The sequence below is a fragment of the Pseudomonas sp. HY2-MNA-CIBAN-0224 genome (assembly GCF_040310285.1).
Lineage (GTDB): Bacteria > Pseudomonadota > Gammaproteobacteria > Pseudomonadales > Pseudomonadaceae > Aquipseudomonas > Aquipseudomonas helleri.
In genome coordinates this window covers 67,765-88,068 of record NZ_JBEOPQ010000007.1, presented here as the reverse complement: position 1 = coordinate 88,068, position 20,304 = coordinate 67,765, and the positions used below count along the sequence as shown (strand labels likewise).

The 20,304-nt window shown below is 59.8% G+C and carries 14 protein-coding genes; all 14 read right to left on the bottom strand.

Going from position 1 to position 20,304, the window contains the following annotated elements:
* The 14 genes from gspG to AAEZ03_RS06265 all read right to left on the bottom strand — a co-directional run bounded on the left by gspG (position 1) and on the right by AAEZ03_RS06265 (position 20,304).
* Positions 1 to 441, bottom strand: coding sequence for a type II secretion system major pseudopilin GspG (gspG, locus tag AAEZ03_RS06330; RefSeq protein ID WP_153335341.1), 441 nt, complete (start codon positions 439 to 441; stop codon positions 1 to 3).
* Between the two features lie 3 nt (positions 442 to 444).
* Positions 445 to 1,644: a type II secretion system inner membrane protein GspF gene (gene gspF / locus AAEZ03_RS06325; RefSeq protein ID WP_350576992.1), complete on the bottom strand. Its 1,200-nt coding sequence runs from the start codon at positions 1,642 to 1,644 to the stop codon at positions 445 to 447.
* A gap of 2 nt (positions 1,645 to 1,646) precedes the next feature.
* Positions 1,647 to 3,119, bottom strand: coding sequence for a type II secretion system ATPase GspE (gspE, locus tag AAEZ03_RS06320; protein ID WP_350576989.1), 1,473 nt, complete (start codon positions 3,117 to 3,119; stop codon positions 1,647 to 1,649).
* A complete protein-coding gene (gene gspD / locus AAEZ03_RS06315) occupies positions 3,116 to 5,029 on the bottom strand; it encodes a type II secretion system secretin GspD (RefSeq protein ID WP_350576986.1) in 1,914 nt (637 codons plus the stop codon). Before gspD ends, gspE begins: the two co-directional genes overlap by 4 nt.
* A 9-nt stretch (positions 5,030 to 5,038) precedes the next feature.
* A complete protein-coding gene (locus AAEZ03_RS06310) occupies positions 5,039 to 5,569 on the bottom strand; it encodes a type II secretion system protein N (protein ID WP_350576983.1) in 531 nt (176 codons plus the stop codon).
* A 184-nt stretch (positions 5,570 to 5,753) separates the two neighbouring features.
* Positions 5,754 to 7,229 carry an N-acetylglucosamine-binding protein GbpA gene (gene gbpA / locus AAEZ03_RS06305; RefSeq protein WP_350576980.1) on the bottom strand — a complete coding sequence of 492 codons (1,476 nt, stop codon included), beginning with the start codon at positions 7,227 to 7,229 and terminating at the stop codon, positions 5,754 to 5,756.
* A gap of 329 nt (positions 7,230 to 7,558) precedes the next feature.
* The gene (gene hemE, locus AAEZ03_RS06300; protein WP_350576977.1) at positions 7,559 to 8,626 is read right to left on the bottom strand and encodes a uroporphyrinogen decarboxylase; all 1,068 of its coding nucleotides are present in this window, start codon (positions 8,624 to 8,626) and stop codon (positions 7,559 to 7,561) included.
* 235 nt (positions 8,627 to 8,861) lie between these two features.
* Complete coding sequence (locus AAEZ03_RS06295; protein ID WP_350576974.1) at positions 8,862 to 10,280, bottom strand: glutamate synthase small subunit GltD family protein; 1,419 nt, start codon at positions 10,278 to 10,280, stop codon at positions 8,862 to 8,864.
* 33 nt (positions 10,281 to 10,313) lie between these two features.
* Positions 10,314 to 14,762: a glutamate synthase large subunit gene (gene gltB / locus AAEZ03_RS06290; protein WP_153334101.1), complete on the bottom strand. Its 4,449-nt coding sequence runs from the start codon at positions 14,760 to 14,762 to the stop codon at positions 10,314 to 10,316.
* A gap of 332 nt (positions 14,763 to 15,094) precedes the next feature.
* Positions 15,095 to 16,672 carry an AAA family ATPase gene (locus tag AAEZ03_RS06285; RefSeq protein ID WP_278938363.1) on the bottom strand — a complete coding sequence of 526 codons (1,578 nt, stop codon included), beginning with the start codon at positions 16,670 to 16,672 and terminating at the stop codon, positions 15,095 to 15,097.
* Between the two features lie 10 nt (positions 16,673 to 16,682).
* Complete coding sequence (gene aroB, locus AAEZ03_RS06280) at positions 16,683 to 17,783, bottom strand: 3-dehydroquinate synthase (protein WP_048366710.1); 1,101 nt, start codon at positions 17,781 to 17,783, stop codon at positions 16,683 to 16,685.
* Positions 17,784 to 17,876: 93 nt separating this feature from the next.
* Complete coding sequence (aroK, locus tag AAEZ03_RS06275; RefSeq protein ID WP_048366711.1) at positions 17,877 to 18,395, bottom strand: shikimate kinase AroK; 519 nt, start codon at positions 18,393 to 18,395, stop codon at positions 17,877 to 17,879.
* A 4-nt stretch (positions 18,396 to 18,399) separates the two neighbouring features.
* Complete coding sequence (locus AAEZ03_RS06270; RefSeq protein WP_278938364.1) at positions 18,400 to 19,761, bottom strand: type IV pilus secretin PilQ; 1,362 nt, start codon at positions 19,759 to 19,761, stop codon at positions 18,400 to 18,402.
* Positions 19,762 to 19,773: 12 nt separating this feature from the next.
* The gene (locus tag AAEZ03_RS06265) at positions 19,774 to 20,304 is read right to left on the bottom strand and encodes a pilus assembly protein PilP (RefSeq protein ID WP_278938365.1); all 531 of its coding nucleotides are present in this window, start codon (positions 20,302 to 20,304) and stop codon (positions 19,774 to 19,776) included.

Sequence of the window (20,304 nt, the reverse complement as noted above, 5' to 3'; positions counted from 1 at the left end):
TCAGTTGCTCCAGTTGCCAATGTCTGTGGCAAAGCCTTCGCCACCCTGCACACCGTCTGCGCCAAAGGAAAACAGGTCATACCCGGCCGAGTGGCTGCCGGGGTTGAGGTATTGGTACGGCGTGCCCCAAGGGTCGACCGGCAGGCTTTTGAGGTAACCCTGCGGGTTCCAGTTTCTCGCCAGCGGCGTGCCCGCAGGCCGAGTCACCAAGGCTTCAAGGCCTTGCTGGGTCGAGGGGTAGTTGAAGGTATCGAGGCGGTACATTTCCAGGGCGGTGCTGATGGCCTGGATGTCGGTGCGCGCCGCGGTGACTTTGGCCTGGTCAGGGCGGCTCATGAACTGCGGCACGACAATGGCACCCAGCACGCCGATGATGACCACCACCACCATGATTTCAATCAGGGTAAAGCCACGTTGAGTTGATGTACGAAGGGTATTCATCGGTCAATTCACCAGTTGATTGAGGCTAAGGATCGGCAACAAGATGGCCATGACGATCAGCAAAACCACGCCGCCCATCAGCACCAACATGATCGGTTCAAACAAACTCACCACCAGCGCAATGCGTGCTGCGAGGGTTTTTTCCTGCTGTTCGGCGGCCCGCGCCAGCATGCTGTCCAGTTCACCCGCACGTTCGCCGCTGGCAATCAGGTGCAGCATCATCGGCGGGATGTCGCCGCTGCGTTCCAGGCCACGGGCCAGCGTGGCGCCTTCACGCACGGTGCGGGCGACATCGAGCATGCGGTGGCGGATGGCGAGGTTGGCGATCACCGTGGCCGAGATTTCCAGGGCATCCACCAGCGGCACGGCGCTTTTGCCCAGGATCGACAAGGTGCTGGCAAAACGCGCCGCCTCCATGGCGCGCAGCACCCCGCCGATCATGGGCACATTGAGCAGCAGCGCATGCCAGCGCAGCTTCAAGGCCGGTTGCAACAACGCCCAACGCGCCGCACCCAGGGCGGCGAGTACCAGCAGCAACAGCAGCCAGCCGTAATCACGCAAACCGGTGCTCAGGGCGATCATCGCCTGGGTCAGCACGGGCAATGGCTGGCCACTGTTAACAAAAATCTTGACCACATCCGGCACCACGTAACCCAGCAGAAAGCCGACGATGGCGAACGAGGCAATCAACAGAATCAGCGGGTACACCAGCGCCAGCTGGATCTTCTGGCGCGAGGCATGGCGGGCTTCGGTGTAGTCGGCGAGCTGTTCGAGCACATGGCCCAAATGGCCGCTGCGCTCGCCCGCCGCCACGGTGGCGCAAAACAGTTCCGGGAAGGCCCGGGGGAACGCTGACAGCGCTGTCGCCAAGGCATGGCCTTCGGTGACGCGGTTACGCACCGCGAGCAATACACTGCTGACGTGGCGCTTGGTACTCTGCGCCGCTACCGCGCCCAGGGCTTCTTCGAGGGGCAAACCGGCATGGATCAAGGTCGACAGTTGCCGCGTGACAAGGGCCAGATCCGTAACGCCCAGCCGCCCCCGCGATTGCGTCGCACGGTGTGTTCGGGCTTCGCTCAACTGGCTCGGGCGCAAACCGCGCTCGCGCAATAACTGCCGCGCATGCCGGGCGTTGTCGGCCTCTTGCTGGCCTCGGCAGTTGCGCCCGTTGGCGTCCTGCGCCCGGTAGTCAAAGGTCGGCATGCTCAGTCCTCCAGGGTTACGCGCAGCAGTTCGTCAAAGCTGGTCAGGCCTTCAAGCACCAGGCGCTGGCCGTCCTGAAACAAACTGGGGGCGTGCTCGCGCGCCACGCGTATGAGGTCCGGCTCGCTGGCCCCTTGATGGATCAGCTCGGCCAGTGCCGGGGTGATGCCGACCAGTTCGTAAATCCCGGTGCGCCCTCGATAACCTTGCTGGCACTGGCGGCAGCCCTGCGGCTGGTACAAGGTGATGCCAGCCTGTGGATCGAGCCCCAGGCGCTGGCATTGCTGCGGGTCGGCGCGATACGGGGTTTTGCAGTCGGCACACAGGGTGCGCAACAAACGCTGGGCCAGCACGCCGACCAGCGAGGACGCCAGCAGGTAGGCATCAACGCCCATGTCGACCAGGCGGGTGACCGCGCCCACTGCGCTGTTGGTGTGCAGGGTCGACAGCACCAGGTGCCCGGTGAGCGAGGCTTGTACGGCGATGTCTGCGGTTTCGTGGTCACGGATTTCACCGACCATGACCACGTCCGGGTCCTGGCGCAAAATCGCCCGCAACCCACGGGCGAACGTCATGTTGGCCTTGCTGTTGACCGGCGTCTGACCGATGCCCGGCAGGTGGTATTCCACCGGGTCTTCGACGGTCAGGATGTTGCGGGTCGGCGCGTTGAGGTGGCTGAGCGCGGCATACAGGCTGGTGGTTTTGCCCGAGCCGGTAGGCCCGGTCACCAGAAAAATCCCGTGGGGCCGGGCCAGGATGTGTTCAAAGCGGCTCAGGGTGGCTGCGGGCATGCCCAGGCATTGCAGGTCGAGGCGCCCGGCCTGTTTGTCGAGCAGGCGCATCACCACCCGTTCGCCATGGGCTGAAGGCAAGGTCGAGACGCGCACATCGACTTCATGCCCGGCTAATCGCAGGCTGATGCGGCCGTCTTGCGGCACGCGCTTTTCAGCGATGTCGAGGCGCGCCATGACTTTGATCCGCGACACCAGCAAGTTCGCCAGCTCACGTTTGGGCCGCAGCACTTCGCGCAGTTGGCCATCGATGCGCATGCGTACCGACAGGTAATGCTCGAAGGTTTCCAGGTGCACATCCGAGGCTTTCTCGCGCATGGCTTCACGCAGCAGCGCGTTGATCAAACGAATGATCGGCGCATCACCCTCCTGCTCCAGCAGGTCGGCGGTTTGCGGCACTTGCTCGGCCACGCTCATCAGGTCGAGCTCGCTGTCGAGCCCCTGGGCAACTTGCTCGGCCGCGCTTTGCCCGGCGCTGTAGCTGTGGGTCAGGCGCTCGCTGAACAGTGCATCCGGCAGCCGTTGCAGTTGCACGTCTACACCCGCCCAGCGCTGCACTTCGGCCAACACGGTCAGCGGTGTGTCGCTGCGTATCAGCAAGCTTGCAGGCTGGGTCGAGGTGTCCAGTAGCACCCCAAAACGCCGGGCAAAGCTGTAGGGCAAGCGCACTGGCGGCTGGCTCATGGGCGGTCAGCTTTGGGGCGGCGCAGATCGACGGTATTCGGGTCTTGCAGGTTACCGTCAAACATCTGGTGCGGGTCGCTGGGCAGCAGCAGCGAGTTAGTGTCTTTGGACGACGGTTGGCTGAGATTTCGCAATGCGTTGTATCGGTCTTCGCTGATCTCACGGATATCGTGCTTGCTGCGCACAATGGTCGGGCGCACAAAGACCATCAGGTTGGTTTTGGTGTGCTCGTCTCTGCTCCAGCGAAACAACGCGCCCAAATAGGGAATGTCGCGCAGCAACGGCACGCCGCTGACCTGGGTGCGTACGCTGTCTTTGATCAAACCGCCGATGACGATGATTTCACCATCTTCAGCCAGGATGGTGCTTTTCAGGGTGCGCTTGTTGGTGATCAGATCCGTTGAGTCCTCGCCTTGCAGCGAAGGGGCCAACTCGGAGTTTTCCTGCTCGACTTCAAGGCGCAACAATGAACCTTCGTTGATGTGCGGCTTGATTTTGAGGCTGATGCCGATGTCTTGACGGGTAAATGTGGTGAAGGGGTTATCGTTGTTGCCAGAGCTGTTCTGAGTAGAGGACTTCAAGGGTACGTTTTGCCCCACTAAAATACTCGCCTCCTGGTTATCCAGCGTTAATAAGCTTGGCGTCGACAATATGTTGTTGTTGGTGTCACTGGCCAGCGCCGAGATCAACGCATTGAAGCGGTCACCGCCCAGTTGCAGCACAGCCCCTTCGGGCAGCGCAGGATTGGGCCCCGCGAGTGCGCCGACCTGGATATTGGTGCCCGGGAAGGTGATCCCACCCTGAGCGCTGCCGCTGTTCACCCCCCATTGCACGCCCAGGGTGTTCACAATGTCGCCAGAGATTTCGACGATGGCGGCATGGATCAACACCTGCGAGCGCGGCTGATCGAGTTGGCGCACGATGCTTTCCAGGCTTCGCACTTTCGCCGGATCAGCCATGATCACCAACGCATTTTGGCCTTCATCGGCGGCCACCATGACCTCGCTTGTCGATGCCTTTTGCGTGGCACCGGCCAGTGCGGTGTCTTGCTGCATGCCCTGGGCAACGGTTTCAAGCACCTCGGCCAATTGCTTGGCGTCACTGTGACGAAGACGAATGACCCGTGAGTTTTCGGACTGTTGCGTCGGTTTTGTGTCCAGCGAATGCGCCAGTTTGCTCAAGCGTTCACGCACCGGCTTGTTGCCCAGAATGACCAGCCGGTTGGCCGACGCATCGGCAATCACCTGGCTGCTCGGCCCTTCAGCTTTTTTGCCCAGCGACTGCTGCATGACCTTGGCCACATCACTGGCCTGCGCATGGCGCAACTCGACCACCGAATAGTCATGCCGCGTGCCGCCATCCAGTTGGCGAACCAGCTCGGCAATACGCCGGGTATTGGAGGCGGTGTCAGTAATGATCAACGCATTGGCCGACGCCGAAGGCCCGACATACCCGTTGGTCGATACCAAGGGCCGCAGCAGCCCCGCCACGTCAGCCGCGACGCTGGCATTAAGTTCGATGACCTGGGTGACAAAGGCCTGATCGGAGCCATCCGGGTTGCCCGCGCGGGCTTTGGCCTCAGCGGCGGGAATGATCAATAAACGATCACCTTGATCGACCACGGCAAAACCGTGGGCATCCAGTACCGCGTAAAACAGCTCGCGCACCCCTTCACGGTCCAGCGGCGCTTCAGACATTACAGTGATGCGGCCCTGCACCCGAGGGTCGAGCACGATGGTGGCGCCCAGTACCGATGACATTTCCTGCACGATTTCGCGCAGCTCGGCGTCTTTCATTGCCAATTGCCAATACGGCTCATCGGCCAGCGCCTCGCTTTGCACTAGCGCGGTGCTGAGCACAACGCTACACAGTAAAAGACGGCCGATGCCGAACACGTTGGGCCTGGTCATGATGCTTCTCTAAGGTTGTTCGGCAAGGGGCCGCAGATAAAGGGAGGTTGCCTGGGCCGGGGTGGCGGGCGTTTGGCTGGCGGGTAAAACATGGCGACTGGGCGGCTTGAGCAGCAGGCGCTCTTCGCGGTTGTTGCGCCACAACACCACGTGCGACACCTCGACCCGGCGCAACACGCTGCCCCCCGGGAGCCGCTCACCGACGCGGTAAAAGCGCGCTTGCTGGCTGCCCGCCAGCAACGCCTGCGACGCGCCATGGCTGGACACAAGGCTGGCGCGCAGCTCCAGCGGCTCGGCGCTGTGTGCCAATGCGCCTTCAGGCGCAAGGCCCAGCACGCTGGCGATGGCCTCTGGCTGAAAAGACTCAAGCGCAGGCGCGGGCGCCGGGCGAGCCGAGGCAATAACCGGCGCGGCCAGTGCCTGGCGGTATAACCACTCTTGCCAGGCTAAGTGCCCGCCATATCCGAAACACGCCCCCCACAGCAGCACCTTCAAGATGAGCGGTAAGTGGCGAGTTATGGCACCCGAAAAATTATTCAAAACCTTTTCATCTGCAAGCCATTAATAAATAAAAAATCACTCACTGTTAAAACGAACCGTGTAGGAGCGAGCTTGCCTCGCGATCTTTTGATTGTTTTAAAAGATCGCGAGACAAGCTCACTCCTACAGTTGTCGGTGGATAACGATTAAATTAAAAACGTTATCCAGACTTGATCACGTGGAGTTACTTCTCAGTCCACGCCATGTTCCAGCTCGCACCAACGCCCGGTTCGAAACCATTGGCATTCGGGTTGTATTGAATGCAGTAGCCCGAATTCGGGAACGGCTGGCACTCATAGACTTTGTCGTTTTTAGGTTGAAGCACTAACGTGCCCGCCTTGTAACCGGCAATGCCTTCAGGGAACACGAAGTCATATTCCTGAGCACCGCCTTCGCCGGTCAGGTTGATCGACTTGAGGTCCTGGAAGTTTTCACGACCATCCTGGCTGGTCGCAATCAGTTTCAAGGAGTGCTCGCCCGGTGCGCTGGTCACCGCAATGCTGACCGGTGACGTGGTAGCGCTGACGGTTTGCTTGGTGTAGCCCACTTGTTTGTGGGTGGCGTTGAACACCGTGGCTTCCAGCGTGACATTTTTGTTGGTCATTACCGTAAAGCCAACAGTGCCCTTGCCTTTGTCCAGCACGTACTCCGGCGCCACATCATGCAGGTGCAGGTAGGCACCCGGATCTGGCACCATCACGGTCTGCATCTCGTAGCGGGTAACGCCGCTCTCGGGCTTCACGTAAAGGGTGTTTGCGCCTTTGATCGGCTCAATGTCACCGTTTTCATTGCGCACGCCTGCACGTACCAAAGGCTTGTTCGCCGCGTTCACGGTTTCTGCCAATTTGTAGGACCAGTTGGCCGGCTGGCCTTCTTCTGGCTTCTCAATGGTTACGCCGAAGGTATATTCCGCGCTCTCGGAGCTGCCGGTAAAGGCGCGTGCCTTGACCGAATCACCTGGCTGCAATGTTTGGGTTTGCGAGATAGAACCCACGTTTTTCCAGCCATCCGGGTCTGCGCTCTGCGCGGTGATATTGACATCTACGACGTCATAGAACGCAGCGGAGGTGTCATCAATCGTCCAGACACCCAGAATAAGGTGGTGGCCACTACGGTCTGACGGGATCGAGCAGCTGTGTTTGTCCTTGCCCTGGCCTGTACCGCCCTCAGCCCCGTCGATAGGGATACCGCCACCCCCTTCCACCTGGCAGAACGGCGTCAGTTCAAAACTGTCGCGGGAAATCGGCAGGTTGGGGTTCCAGCCACCTTTGGTGATGAAGTACTGCCAGCGCGTGCTTTTATGGGCAGCGGTGTAGAACCAGCTGAACTCGATGTTGTGGTCCTTGATTTCAGTCAGGTGCCAGCGGTTGGCAGACTGGGCGTCCAGTGCCGCGAAGCTGGCATGGCCACCACTGGCGATTTTGCCATCGGCCGGGCCGAACTCAGGAAACCCCTTAGGCGCTTCGCCGACTGACTGTGGCTCATACTGGGCCTGGCCGCAATCAATGTTCAGCCCTTGCTGACATGCATAAGCCCGCGATGGCGGGGAGTTCATGTAACCGTGAGCAGCTGCCTGTTGAGCCGTAAACAGGGTAGCCATCAGCGTTAAGGATGATGCGCACAGCATCAAATTGCGGGACTTTGACAGTGTAATAGCCATATAAGCCTCATTCTATTTTTTATATAAATGATAAAAATTGCGCTCTCTGTTAAACGCACAACGATATAAACAACGCGATATGACAGAGAGAGCCCTACCACGGGCAACTACAACAAACTAAGAAACTTCCTACGTGACAGCCTGAAAGTTTTAAATAATTCATGGCCGCCCGAAATCAGGGTGGGAAATTTTACTTATTCTGATATTTAAATATGTAGGACTCTTCCTAAATATATATAAGGGAAGTCTGAATTATTTTATTTGCACGCATAAAAAAACGCCCGGCATTAACCGGGCGTTTTAGCGAGGGTCACTTCCAACAACTGCACTTATTCGTGGTATTGCCCCGAGAACTCATGCACAGCGCTGATAAACGCACCGGCGTGTTCAGGTTTAACTTCCGGGGTTATGCCGTGGCCCAGGTTAAACACATGGCCCGAACCTTTGCCGTAACTGGCGAGAATACGTTTAACCTCGGTGCGAATGGCCTCGGGGTTCGCGTACAGCACGGTCGGGTCCATGTTGCCTTGCAGGGCCACTTTGTTGCCCACGCGGCGGCGGGCTTCGCCCAGATCGCAGGTCCAGTCCAGGCCCAACGCATCGGCGCCGGCATCAGCAATGCTTTCCAGCCACAGGCCGCCATTTTTGGTGAACAGGATCACCGGCACTTTGCGACCTTCGTGCTCGCGGATCAGTCCGCTGACGATTTTGCGCATGTAGGCCAGCGAGAACTCTTGATACGCCGCGGACGACAGGTTGCCGCCCCAGGTGTCGAAAATCTGCACCGCTTGCGCGCCCGCGTGAATTTGCCCGTTGAGGTACGAGGTGACCGACTGCGCCAACTTGTCGAGCAGCAAGTGCATGGCCTGCGGCGTGTCGTAGAGCATGGCTTTGGTTTTGCGGAAGTCTTTGGATGAACCGCCTTCGACCATGTAAGTGGCCAGCGTCCACGGGCTGCCCGAGAAACCGATCAACGGCACACGGCCGTTGAGTTCGCGGCGGATGGTGCTGACCGCGTTCATCACGTAGCCAAGGTCTTTTTGCGGATCCGGGATCGGCAAGGCTTCGATATCGGCCAGGGTGCTGACGACCTTTTTGAAGCGCGGACCTTCGCCGGTTTCAAAATACAGGCCTTGGCCCATGGCATCAGGAATGGTCAGGATGTCGGAAAACAGGATGGCCGCGTCCAGCTGAGGGAAGCGGTCCAGAGGCTGCATAGTGACTTCACAGGCGAATTCAGCATTCTTGCACAGGCTCATGAAGTCACCGGCCTTGGCGCGGCTGGCACGGTATTCCGGCAAGTAGCGGCCGGCCTGACGCATCATCCAGACAGGCGTTACGTCTACGGGTTGCTTGAGCAAAGCGCGAAGGAAACGGTCATTCTTGAGATCAGTCATGTCTGCATCCGGAAAAAAAGTGGGGGCATTTTCTCAGAGACAGACGCAAAAGGCACGGCAAGAGCCGTGCCTTTTATCTATCGGGGCGATTTGACGCGGGGGTGACGCACTACATCGCCGCCCTGTAGCCGCTGCCGCAGGCTGCGATAAGGGCCGAAGGGCCTTCGCTCTTCAAAGAAAAGCACGACCCCTTCGGGCTCGATCGCAGCCTGCGGCAGCGGCTACAGGGGGCAGGTTAGACGCCCAGGTAGTCCATGATCCCTTCTGCCGCGGTGCGGCCTTCGAAGATCGCGGTCACCACCAGGTCAGAACCGCGCACCATGTCGCCACCGGCGAAGATCTTCGGGTGGCTGGTCTGGTGCTTGAACTGCGACTGCTCAGGCGCAATCACGCGGCCCTGGCTGTCGGTGGCGATGTCGAACTGCTCAAACCACGGCGCCGGGCTCGGGCGGAAGCCGAACGCGATGATCACGGCGTCTGCCGGGATGATCTCTTCGGAACCCGGAATCGGCTCAGGGCTGCGACGGCCACGGGCATCCGGCTCGCCGAGACGGGTCTCGACCACTTTCACGCCTTCCACCTTGCCTTCACCGACAATCGCAATCGGCTGACGGTTATAGAGGAATTTCACGCCTTCTTCCTTGGCGTTTTTAACCTCTTTGCGCGAACCGGGCATGTTGGCTTCGTCACGACGGTACGCACAGGTCACCGATTTGGCGCCCTGGCGGATCGAGGTCCGGTTGCAGTCCATGGCGGTGTCACCACCGCCCAGCACCACGACCTTTTTGCCTTTCATGTCGACGAAGTCTTCCGGGGATTTTTCAAAGCCCAGGTTGCGGTTGACGTTGGCAATCAGGAAATCCAGCGCGTCGTGCACGCCCGGCAAGTCTTCACCGGCAAAACCACCTTTCATGTAGGTGTAGGTGCCCATGCCCATAAAGACCGCGTCGTACTCGGCCAGCAGTTCTTCCATGCTGATGTCTTTACCGATTTCGGTATTGAGGCGGAACTCGATACCCATGCCGGTGAAGACTTCGCGGCGATTGCTCAGTACGGTTTTCTCCAACTTGAACTCCGGGATGCCGAAGGTCAGCAGACCGCCGATTTCCGGGTTCTTGTCGAAGACCACCGGGGTCACCCCGCCACGCACCAGCACGTCAGCGCAGCCCAGACCCGCAGGCCCGGCGCCGATGATTGCCACGCGCTTGCCGGTCGGCACCACTTTGGACATGTCCGGGCGCCAGCCCATGGCGAAGGCGGTGTCGGTGATGTACTTCTCGACCGAACCGATGGTCACCGCGCCAAAACCGTCGTTGAGGGTGCAAGCACCCTCGCACAGACGGTCTTGCGGGCACACCCGGCCGCACACTTCGGGCAGGGTGTTGGTTTGGTGCGACAGTTCAGCGGCGGCGAGGATGTTGCCCTCGGCCACCAGTTTGAGCCAGTTGGGAATGAAGTTATGCACAGGGCATTTCCATTCACAGTACGGGTTACCGCACCCCAGGCAGCGGTGGGCCTGGTCGGCCGACTGCTGGGGTTTGAAAGGTTCGTAGATTTCCACGAACTCTTTTTTGCGTTGACGTAACAGTTTCTTCTTCGGATCTTTGCGCCCGACATCGATGAACTGGAAGTCGTTACTCAGACGTTCAGCCATTGTTAAAACCTCATCAAACTCTTCAGGCGCATATCACTGCGGGTTGGCACGGATGCTGGAAAGCAACGTTTTCAAGCTGGCAGCCTTAGGCTTGACCATCCAGAAACGACGCAGGTAATCATCGAGGTTTTCCGCGAGATTACGGCCCCACTCGCTGTTGGTTTCCTCAACGTATTCGTCCAGCACGTGTTGCAGGTGGTTGCGATAGGCTTCCATCGCTTCGCCGCTGATACGCTGGATCTCCACCAACTCGTGGTTCACCTTGTCGACAAACGTGTTGTCCTGATCCAGCACGTAGGCGAAACCGCCGGTCATGCCTGAGCCGAAGTTGTAACCGGTTTTGCCCAATACGCAGACAAAGCCGCCCGTCATGTATTCGCAGCAGTGGTCGCCTGTGCCTTCCACCACGGTGTGGGCACCGGAGTTACGCACCGCGAAACGCTCGCCTGCGGTGCCTGCGGCAAACAGCTTGCCGCCAGTGGCGCCGTACAGGCAGGTGTTGCCGACAATGGCGCTGTCCTGGGTTTTGTAGACGCTGCCCGCAGGCGGCACGATCACCAGCTTGCCGCCGGTCATGCCTTTGCCCACGTAGTCGTTGGCGTCGCCTTGCAGGTACAGGTTCAAACCACCGGCGTTCCACACGCCAAAGCTCTGACCGGCAGTGCCTTTGAAGCGGAACGTGATCGGCGCCTTGGCCATGCCCTGGTTGCCGTGGGTACGGGCGATTTCACCCGAGATCCGTGCACCAATCGAACGGTCGCAGTTGCAGATGTCGAGGTCGAACTCGGCACCGCTCAGGTCGTTGATCGCCGAGCGTGCCATGTCGAGCATTTGCTCGGCCAGCAGGCCTTGGTCGAACGGGGGGTTGCGATCAACCTGGCAGAACTGCGGCTTGTCAGCCGGGATGTGGTCGCTGCCCAGCAACGGCGTGAGGTCGAGGTTGTGCTGCTTGGCGGTTTCGCCCGGCAGGATGTCCAGCAGGTCGGTACGCCCGATCAGCTCTTCAAGGCTGCGCACGCCCAGCTTGGCCAGCCACTCGCGGGTTTCTTCAGCCACGTAGGTGAAGAAGTTGACCACCATGTCGACGGTGCCGATGTAGTGGTTTTTACGCAGCGATTCGTTCTGTGTGGCCACACCGGTCGCGCAGTTGTTGAGGTGGCAAATACGCAGGTATTTGCAGCCCAGCGCGATCATTGGCGCGGTGCCGAAGCCGAAGCTTTCAGCGCCCAGGATCGCCGCCTTGATTACGTCGAGGCCGGTTTTCAGGCCGCCGTCGGTCTGCACCCGCACTTTGCCGCGCAGGTCGTTGCCGCGCAGGGTCTGGTGGGTTTCCGCCAGGCCCAGTTCCCACGGCGCGCCCGCGTATTTGATGGAGGTCAGCGGCGATGCACCGGTACCGCCGTCGTAGCCGGAGATGGTGATCAGGTCGGCATACGCCTTGGCCACGCCAGCGGCGATGGTGCCTACGCCCGCTTCGGCCACCAATTTGACCGAGACCAGCGCTTTAGGGTTGACCTGCTTGAGGTCAAAGATCAGCTGCGACAAGTCTTCAATAGAGTAGATGTCGTGGTGCGGCGGTGGCGAAATCAGGGTTACGCCGGGCACGGCATAGCGCAGTTTGGCGATCAGGCCGTTGACCTTGCCGCCTGGCAGTTGCCCGCCCTCACCCGGCTTGGCGCCTTGGGCGACCTTGATTTGCAGCACTTCAGCGTTCACCAGGTATTCCGGCGTGACGCCGAAACGGCCGGTGGCCACTTGTTTGATTTTCGAGCTTTTGATGGTGCCGTAACGCGCCGGGTCTTCGCCGCCTTCACCGGAGTTGGAACGGGCGCCCAAGCGGTTCATGGCTTCAGCCAGGGCTTCGTGCGCTTCTGGCGACAAGGCGCCGAGCGAGATACCGGCCGAGTCGAAGCGCTTGAGGATCGAGTCCAGCGGTTCGATCTCGTCGATGGCCAATGGCGTGTCGAGGGTTTTGACCTGGAACAGATCGCGGATCATCGACACCGGGCGTTTGTCGACCAGGGCGGTGTATTCCTTGAACTTGCTGTAGTCGCCCTGTTGCACAGCAGCTTGCAGGGTGGCGACCACGTCCGGGTTGTAGGCGTGGTACTCGCCACCGTGTACGTACTTGAGCAGACCGCCTTGCTGGATGGCTTTGCGCGGGCTCCAGGCTTCAGCGGCGAGCAGTTTTTGCTCGGCTTCAAGGTCGACAAAACGCGCGCCCTTGATGCGGCTTGGTACGCCACGGAAGCTCAGGTTGCAGACTTCTTCGGACAGGCCAATGGCTTCGAACAGTTGCGCACCGCGGTAGGACGCGATGGTCGAGATGCCCATCTTCGAGAGGATCTTGAGCAAGCCTTTGGTGATGCCTTTACGGTAGTTTTTGAACACTTCGTAAAGGTCGCCCAGCACTTCGCCGGTACGGATCAAGTCGCCCAGTACTTCGTAGGCCAGGAACGGGTACACCGCCGAGGCGCCGAAGCCGATCAGCACGGCAAAGTGATGCGGGTCGCGAGCGGTCGCGGTTTCGACCAGGATGTTGCTGTCGCAGCGCAGGCCTTTTTCGGTCAGGCGGTGGTGCACAGCGCCCACGGCCAGCGAGGCATGGACCGGCAGCTTGCCCGGCGCGATATGACGGTCGGTCAATACGATCTGGCTATGGCCAGCGCGCGCGGCTTCTTCGGCCTGGTCGGCGATGTTGCGCACGGCAGCTTCAAGGCCAATCGACTGGTCGTAGTTGAGGTCGATGATCTGACGCTCAAAGCCCGGCAGGTCGAGGTTCATCAGCGAACGCCATTTGGCTGGCGAGATCACAGGCGAACTGAGGATGACGCGCGAGGCGTGCTCTGGCGATTCCTGGAAGATGTTGCGCTCGGCACCGAGGCAAATTTCCAGCGACATGACGATGGCTTCACGCAGCGGGTCGATCGGCGGGTTGGTAACCTGCGCGAACTGCTGGCGGAAGTAATCGTACGGCGTGCGCACACGCTGGGACAGCACGGCCATTGGCGTGTCGTCACCCATCGAGCCCACGGCTTCGTAGCCTTGTTCGCCCAGTGGGCGCAGCACCTGATCGCGCTCTTCGAACGTGACCTGATACATCTTCATGTATTGCTTGAGCTGATCGACGTCGTAAAACGCAGAACCGTGGTCGTTGTCTTCAATGGTGGCCTGAATGCGCAGGGCATTCTTGCGCAGCCACTGTTTGTAGGGGTGGCGCGACTTCAAGCGGTTGTCGATAGAGTCGGTGTCCAGCACCTGGCCGGTCTCGGTATCGACCGCAAGGATTTGCCCGGGGCCAACGCGGCCTTTGGCGATCACGTCTTCAGGCTTGTAGTCCCACACGCCGATTTCGGAGGCGATGGTGATGTAGCCGTTGGTGGTTGTGACCCAGCGCGCCGGGCGCAGGCCGTTACGGTCGAGCAGGCAGACCGCGTAACGACCGTCGGTCATTACCACGCCCGCCGGGCCGTCCCACGGCTCCATGTGCATGGAGTTGTACTCATAGAACGCCCGCAGGTCGGGGTCCATGGTTTCAACGTTCTGCCATGCCGGTGGAATCAACATGCGCACGCCACGGAACAGGTCAATGCCGCCGGTGACCATCAACTCAAGCATGTTGTCCATGCTGGAGGAGTCAGAACCCACGCGGTTAACCAGCGGGCCGAGCTCGTCGAGATCGCCGATCAGGTCATTGGCAAACTTGGTGCGACGGGCCTGCGCCCAGTTGCGGTTGCCAGTAATGGTGTTGATCTCGCCGTTGTGGGCGAGAAAGCGGAATGGCTGAGCCAGCGGCCATTTCGGCAGGGTGTTGGTGGAGAAGCGCTGGTGGAACACGCAGATGGCGGTTTGCAGGCGCTCGTCGCTAAGGTCTGGATAAAAGGCGGTCAAGTCCGCCGGCATCATCAGGCCTTTATAGATAATGGTCTTGTGAGAAAAGCTGCAGATGTAGTGATCGGTGTCCGCTGCGTTGGCCACCGAGGAACGGCGACGGGCGCTGAACAGCTTGATCGCCATGTCCTGATCGCTGAGGCCGTCGCCTGCGATGAACACTTGCTCGATTTGTGGCAGACGCTCCAGCGCCAGACGACCCAGCACGCTGGTATCAATCGGGACTTTGCGCCAGCCCACCAATTGCAGGCCCGCCGCGAGGATTTCGCGGTTCATGTGGGCGCGGGCCGCTTCGGCCTTGATCGGGTCCTGGTTAAAAAACACCATGCCGACCGCATATTGCTTGGGCAAATCAGTGCCGAACTGTTCTTTGGCGACTGCACGCAAGAACTGATCGGGCTTTTGAATCAGCAGGCCACAACCGTCACCGGTCTTGCCGTCTGCGTTGATCCCACCGCGGTGGGTCATGCAGGTCAGGGCCTCAATGGCGGTTTGCAATAGGGTATGACTGGGTTCGCCCTGCATATGGGCTATCAGGCCGAAACCACAGTTATCCTTGAATTCATCGGGGTGGTACAGACCTGCTTTCATAGACACTTTCTCACCAGGCTGCCCCAAAAAGGGGCAAATTTCTTTTTAATTCAACCACCTGCTTTCCGCGCTGAACGTACGCCAGCTTAGCGGTAGCAAAAGGGTGGCCATTTTACACACCGTCGCAAAGACCCACAAATTAAGCGGCGATTAACCGTAAATTTATGTCGCATTGATGAAGGTTTAAAGCGATTGCTCGTGCTAGTCAAAACATTTTTGATGTTGACCGCCGCACGGCGCAGACACCACAACGCATGCGACTCGATTAAGTCGCATGCTGGGCGAATAATTTGATGGACTAGAACGGCGACCTGGGTAAGGTCGCCGGCTCATCAGCGAGCTGCTGCCAGTTCTTGTTGGACGCTGGCGACAGTGCGAGGCCAAGGTTTACCAGCCTGCGTCTTCGCTGGCAAGTTCTTGATTGCCGCAGTGGCGGCGGCATGGCTCGGGAAATTGCCGTAAGTCACGACATACAGCGGCTTGCCGTTCAAGGATTTCTTGAAATAACGGGCTTCGCCACCCAACTCTTTGGCCACATTTTGCGCTGACGCTTCAGAGCTGGTGCCGACGATCTGCACCACGTAGTTGCTGGCCGGTTGGCTGGCGTACCAGCTACCGCCCGGTGCAGCCTTGGCCACGGTCACCGGCTTCTCAGCGGGTTTGGCCGCAGGCTTGGGAGCCGGGGCCGGAGCAGGCTTGGCGGCTGGCGCAGGTGCAGGTTTGGTCGCAGCCACCGCAGGCGCTGGTGTTGGACGCGGTGCAGGCGCCGGAGCCGGGCCAGAAGGCACGCCCACCGGTGGCGCGGTGGTGGTTACGGTTGGCGGGTTGGCCACACCGCCGTCGACCGCAGGCGCACCGCCATCGTCGCCTTCGCTAATACCACCGGCGGCTTCAGCTAGCGGGCCACGCATCACCGGTTGCGATTGGCCAACCAGCGGCAATGGCATCGGCTGGGAAGAGCCGGCGAAATCAATCGACGGGTTGGCGCCATTTTTCGGCGCGGCCTGACCCAGCGGCAATTGCCCCTGTTCAGCATTTGGCGCGGTCGGCGTTTTGCCCCGGCCAGGAATTAACACAGCTGCGGCAACCGCCACGACCACAACGGCACCAATGGCCAATACGTGCTTCTTCGGCATTTTGAACCCCATACTTGGACGCTTGACCGCTGAACGGCTGGCAATCATGGCTTCGATCATTGCATCGCGGGCGACCTGATTGATGATGCCAGGCCAGCCTCCAGAGCTCTCATGTATATCTGAGATCTGCTGAGCGCTAAAGAGTTCGATTCCGCGCCCTGCACCTTCAAGGCGCTGAGCCAGATACTCGCGGGTTTCTTCTTCGGTGTAGGGCTGCAATTCGATGACGTGGAAGCGTTCTTCCTCGCCGCTGAGCTGCTCAAGCCCGGCAATCATCGATGGCTCGCCGAACAGGAACACATGCGGACGGCCTTCCGGCGTACCGGCGGCCAGGCCCAGCAAGGCTTCCTGGGCTGAGTCGTCGAGCTGCTCGGCATCATCGACCAGCAAGTAGACTTCTTGGCCGGTGAGGGCCAATTGCACCACTTGCTTGAGGATCGCGTCGACTTCAGGCCGGGCCACGTTCAGGGTTTGTGCCACCTGGCGCAAAATACCTGCCGCATCGCCCGCACCGCGCGCCGACACCACCACGCTCTGAACGGACTGCTTGTTGGTGCTGGCCACCAGTGCCTGGCGCAGCAAGGTCTTGCCGCTGCCTTCAGGGCCGGTCACCACCAGCAGCAACTGGCTGTAACGGGCGAGGTGGTGCAATTGCCCCAGCACGGGCTTGCGCTGTGCAGGGAAAAACTTGAAACCCGGCACCCGAGGGGCGAACGGGTCATGGGTCAGCTGGAAGTGACCGAGGAACGCCTCGTCGGCATGCAAACTAGTCATCGGGATCTTATTAACCTTTAAGCTGAGCCAGCGCGCGGTAATCCGCACCCAGCGTGGCTTGTAGAACCTCTTGTGGATAATCGTCGGTCACTGTCGCTTCACCGATGCGACGCAACAGCACCAGGCGCATACGACCGTCGATCACTTTTTTATCAACTGCCATGTGCTGCATGAAATCAGCCGGGCTCATTTCAGCAGGCGGCACCACCGGCAAACCGGCGCGCTCGAACAGGCGAATCCCGCGGTCACGCTCGGCGTCAGTGATCCAGCCCAGACGTGCAGACATTTCCAGCGCCATCACGGTGCCAGTTGCCACCGCTTCGCCGTGCAACCACACGCCATAGCCCATGTGGGTTTCGATCGCGTGGCCAAATGTATGGCCCAAGTTAAGCGTAGCGCGCACACCCGACTCGCGTTCATCAGCGCCCACAACGATCGCCTTGGCCTCGCATGAACGGTAAATCGCTGCGGTCAGGGCCTGTTGATCAAGGCCGCGCAGGGCATCCATGTTGTCTTCAAGCCAGGTCAGGAACGGCTCGTCGCAGATCAGCCCGTACTTGATGACTTCTGCCAGGCCTGCCGACAGCTCGCGCTCGGGCAAGGTGTTGAGGGTTTGGGTATCGATCAGCACCAGGTTGGGCTGGTAGAACGCGCCCACCATGTTCTTGCCCAGCGGGTGGTTGATACCGGTTTTGCCGCCGACTGATGAGTCGACCTGGGACAGCAAGGTGGTCGGCACCTGAATGAAATCGACGCCGCGCTGGTAGCACGCCGCCGCAAAACCGGCCATGTCACCCACTACGCCGCCGCCCAGGGCGACCACGGTGGTGCGACGGTCATGTCGGGCGGTCAGCAGGCCATCAAAGATCAGCTGCAGGGTTTCCCAGTTTTTGTGCGCCTCGCCATCCGGCAGGATGATCGGCACCACAGAATATTGCGCGAGGCTGCGCGTCAGACGCTCGAGGTAGAGTGGCGCAACGGTTTCATTGGTCACAATCGCCACTTGACGGCCAGCGATATGCGGGGCCAGCAACTCGGGCTGATCCAACAAACCTTCGCCAATGTGAATTGGGTAACTACGCTCGCCTAGATCAACCTTCAGTGTCTGCATGAAACCCCGTGCCTTGTTTCGCAATTATCAAGTGATGGCATGCCGCTGCGCGGTCATGGTCGGCGCCGAGGATAACGCATTTCGTGGCGCACTTTAACGGGGAGGCAGCTGCCCCAGCCGCTCGAGAATATCCAGAACCACCATTCGTGGCGGCCGCTCATCGGTTTCTACCACCAGGTCGGCGATTTCTCGATAAAGCGGATCACGCATGGCCAGCAAATCGCGCAGGGTTTTCTCGGGGTTGGCGGTGCGCAGCAAGGGCCGATTGCGATCACGCGCGGTGCGGGCCACCTGCTGCTCAACCGATGCATGCAAATACACCACGCGCCCGCCCGCCCACAACGCCTTGCGGTTTTCGGGGCGCATCACGGCACCGCCGCCCGTCGCCAACACCACGCCATCGGCCTCGCACAGCTCGGCAATCATGGCCGACTCGCGATCACGAAAGCCTGGCTCGCCTTCTTTATCGAAGATCCACGGGATATTGGCACCGGTGCGCACTTCAATTTCCTTATCGGAATCTTTAAATGGCAGGTGCAGCTCTTTGGCCAGCAAACGTCCGATGGTGCTTTTACCAGCCCCCATGGGCCCAACAAGAATCAAATTTCGCACAGAATCAATGACTCACAGCAATCGCCTGGTTGCTCATAATACGCGGAGTAAGGAACACCAGCAGCTCGGATTTTTTTTCCAGAACAACGTCTTTACGGAAAAGTCGGCCAACATACGGCAGATCGCCCAAAAATGGCACTTTATCTACCACATTGCTTTGAGTATTTGAGAAAACTCCGCCGATTACGATGGTTTCGCCATTTTTGACCAGCACCTTGGCGTTGACCTCGTTCTTTTTGATCGGCGGCACGTCATTGACCATGTTCATGTAGTCCGGCTCGTCCTTGGTCACCACCACGTCCATGATGACGCTGTTGTCCGGGGTGATTTGCGGGGTCACCTCCAGCGACAGGGAGGCTTCCTTGAATGACACAGAGGTAGCGCCGCTGGCACTGGACTCCTGGTAAGGAATTTCGGTGCCTTTAAGGATTTTGGCGGTCTCTTTGTCGGACGTGACCACTTTGGGCTGAGAGATAATTTCGCCATTGCCGGTTTTTTCCATGGCGCTCAACTCAAGGTCCAGCAAGACGTTATTGCTGATAAAGGCGATGCCCAGGCCCGAAGTATTGCCCCTGACGCCCATGTCGACAAAGGGTGCACTCACCTCACCCGCCCCAGCGCCAGTGCCGCCGACACTCCAATTGCCCCCCGCATTCAAGGTGCCACCCCAACGCACCCCCAGATGGCGTTCGAAATCCACTCCGGCTTCCACAATGCGCGCTTCGATCATGACTTGGCGAACCGGCACGTCCAGTTGCGCCACGATGCGCCGCAGTTCGGCCAACTGCTCGTCCGACTGCAGCGCGATGATGTTATTGGTGCGCTCATCCACGGTGATAGACCCGCGAAGGCCCATGCCGTCCTGGCCGTAGGTAACGGACTGGAACAGCTTGGCGATGTCACTGGCCTTGGCGTAATTGACCTGCACCAATTCGCGTCGCAACGGCGCCAGCTCAGCCCGCTGGTTGTGTGCCTCCAACTCGTGGCGCTCACGGGCGGCGATTTCTTCTGCGGGGGCAATCAACAGCACGTTGCCTTCGAGACGCTTACCGAGGTCTTTGCTGGCCAGCACCAGGTCCAGCGCCTGATCCCACGGCACCTCCTGCAAATTGAGGGTAATGCTGCCTTGCACCGCATCACTGACCACCAGATTGAACCGGGTAAATTCGGCCAATAGCTGCAACACCGTGCGCACTTCAATGGCCTGAAAGTTCAGCGAAACCTTTTCCCCGACATACACCGGGGGCGGCGCCACGACAGGGGATTTAGCTGACAACGGGGGTTGATGCTGGACGATGGCCAGCGCTGTCTGTGAATTCAGCGCACTCCATAGCGCCAGTGCACAGACCGGGAAAATCCTTTTCATGGTGTTTATCCGTTAAGACTGCTGCTTTAAAGGGATGCTCAGGGACCTTTCCAGCCAACCGCCCTGACCATCTGAAATCACTTCAAACACTTCAACGCGTGCGCGATTGATCGAGGCAACCTGCCCGTTATTGCGCCCCAGGTAATCGCCTACTTTCAAACGGTGCACGAGCCCATTGGCGCGCAACAGGGCGTTGGCCCCGTGCTCATTGGAAAACGTGCCGACCATCTCGAATTGCTCAAGGGCCAGCCCCTCCAGAAAATGCCGGGGGCGGTCGATGTCCAGATCTTCAGCCACCAGCAGGCTGGGCTGCCAGCGCCCTGCTCCGCCGTCAAGTTGCGCCTGAAAAGGGCTGCGCAACCCCGCCGCTGCATACGCCACCACCGCGGGAGGCTCGACACGCGGTACAGCCGCCCTAACGGTGACCGGGCCCACCGGAACTGCCTGTAAAGACGCCTGCAGTTGCGCCAGGCTTTGCGCATGATCGCAGCCCGTCAGGCCCGCCAGACAACAGGCACCGAGTAGCCGAAAGCCAACACTCAT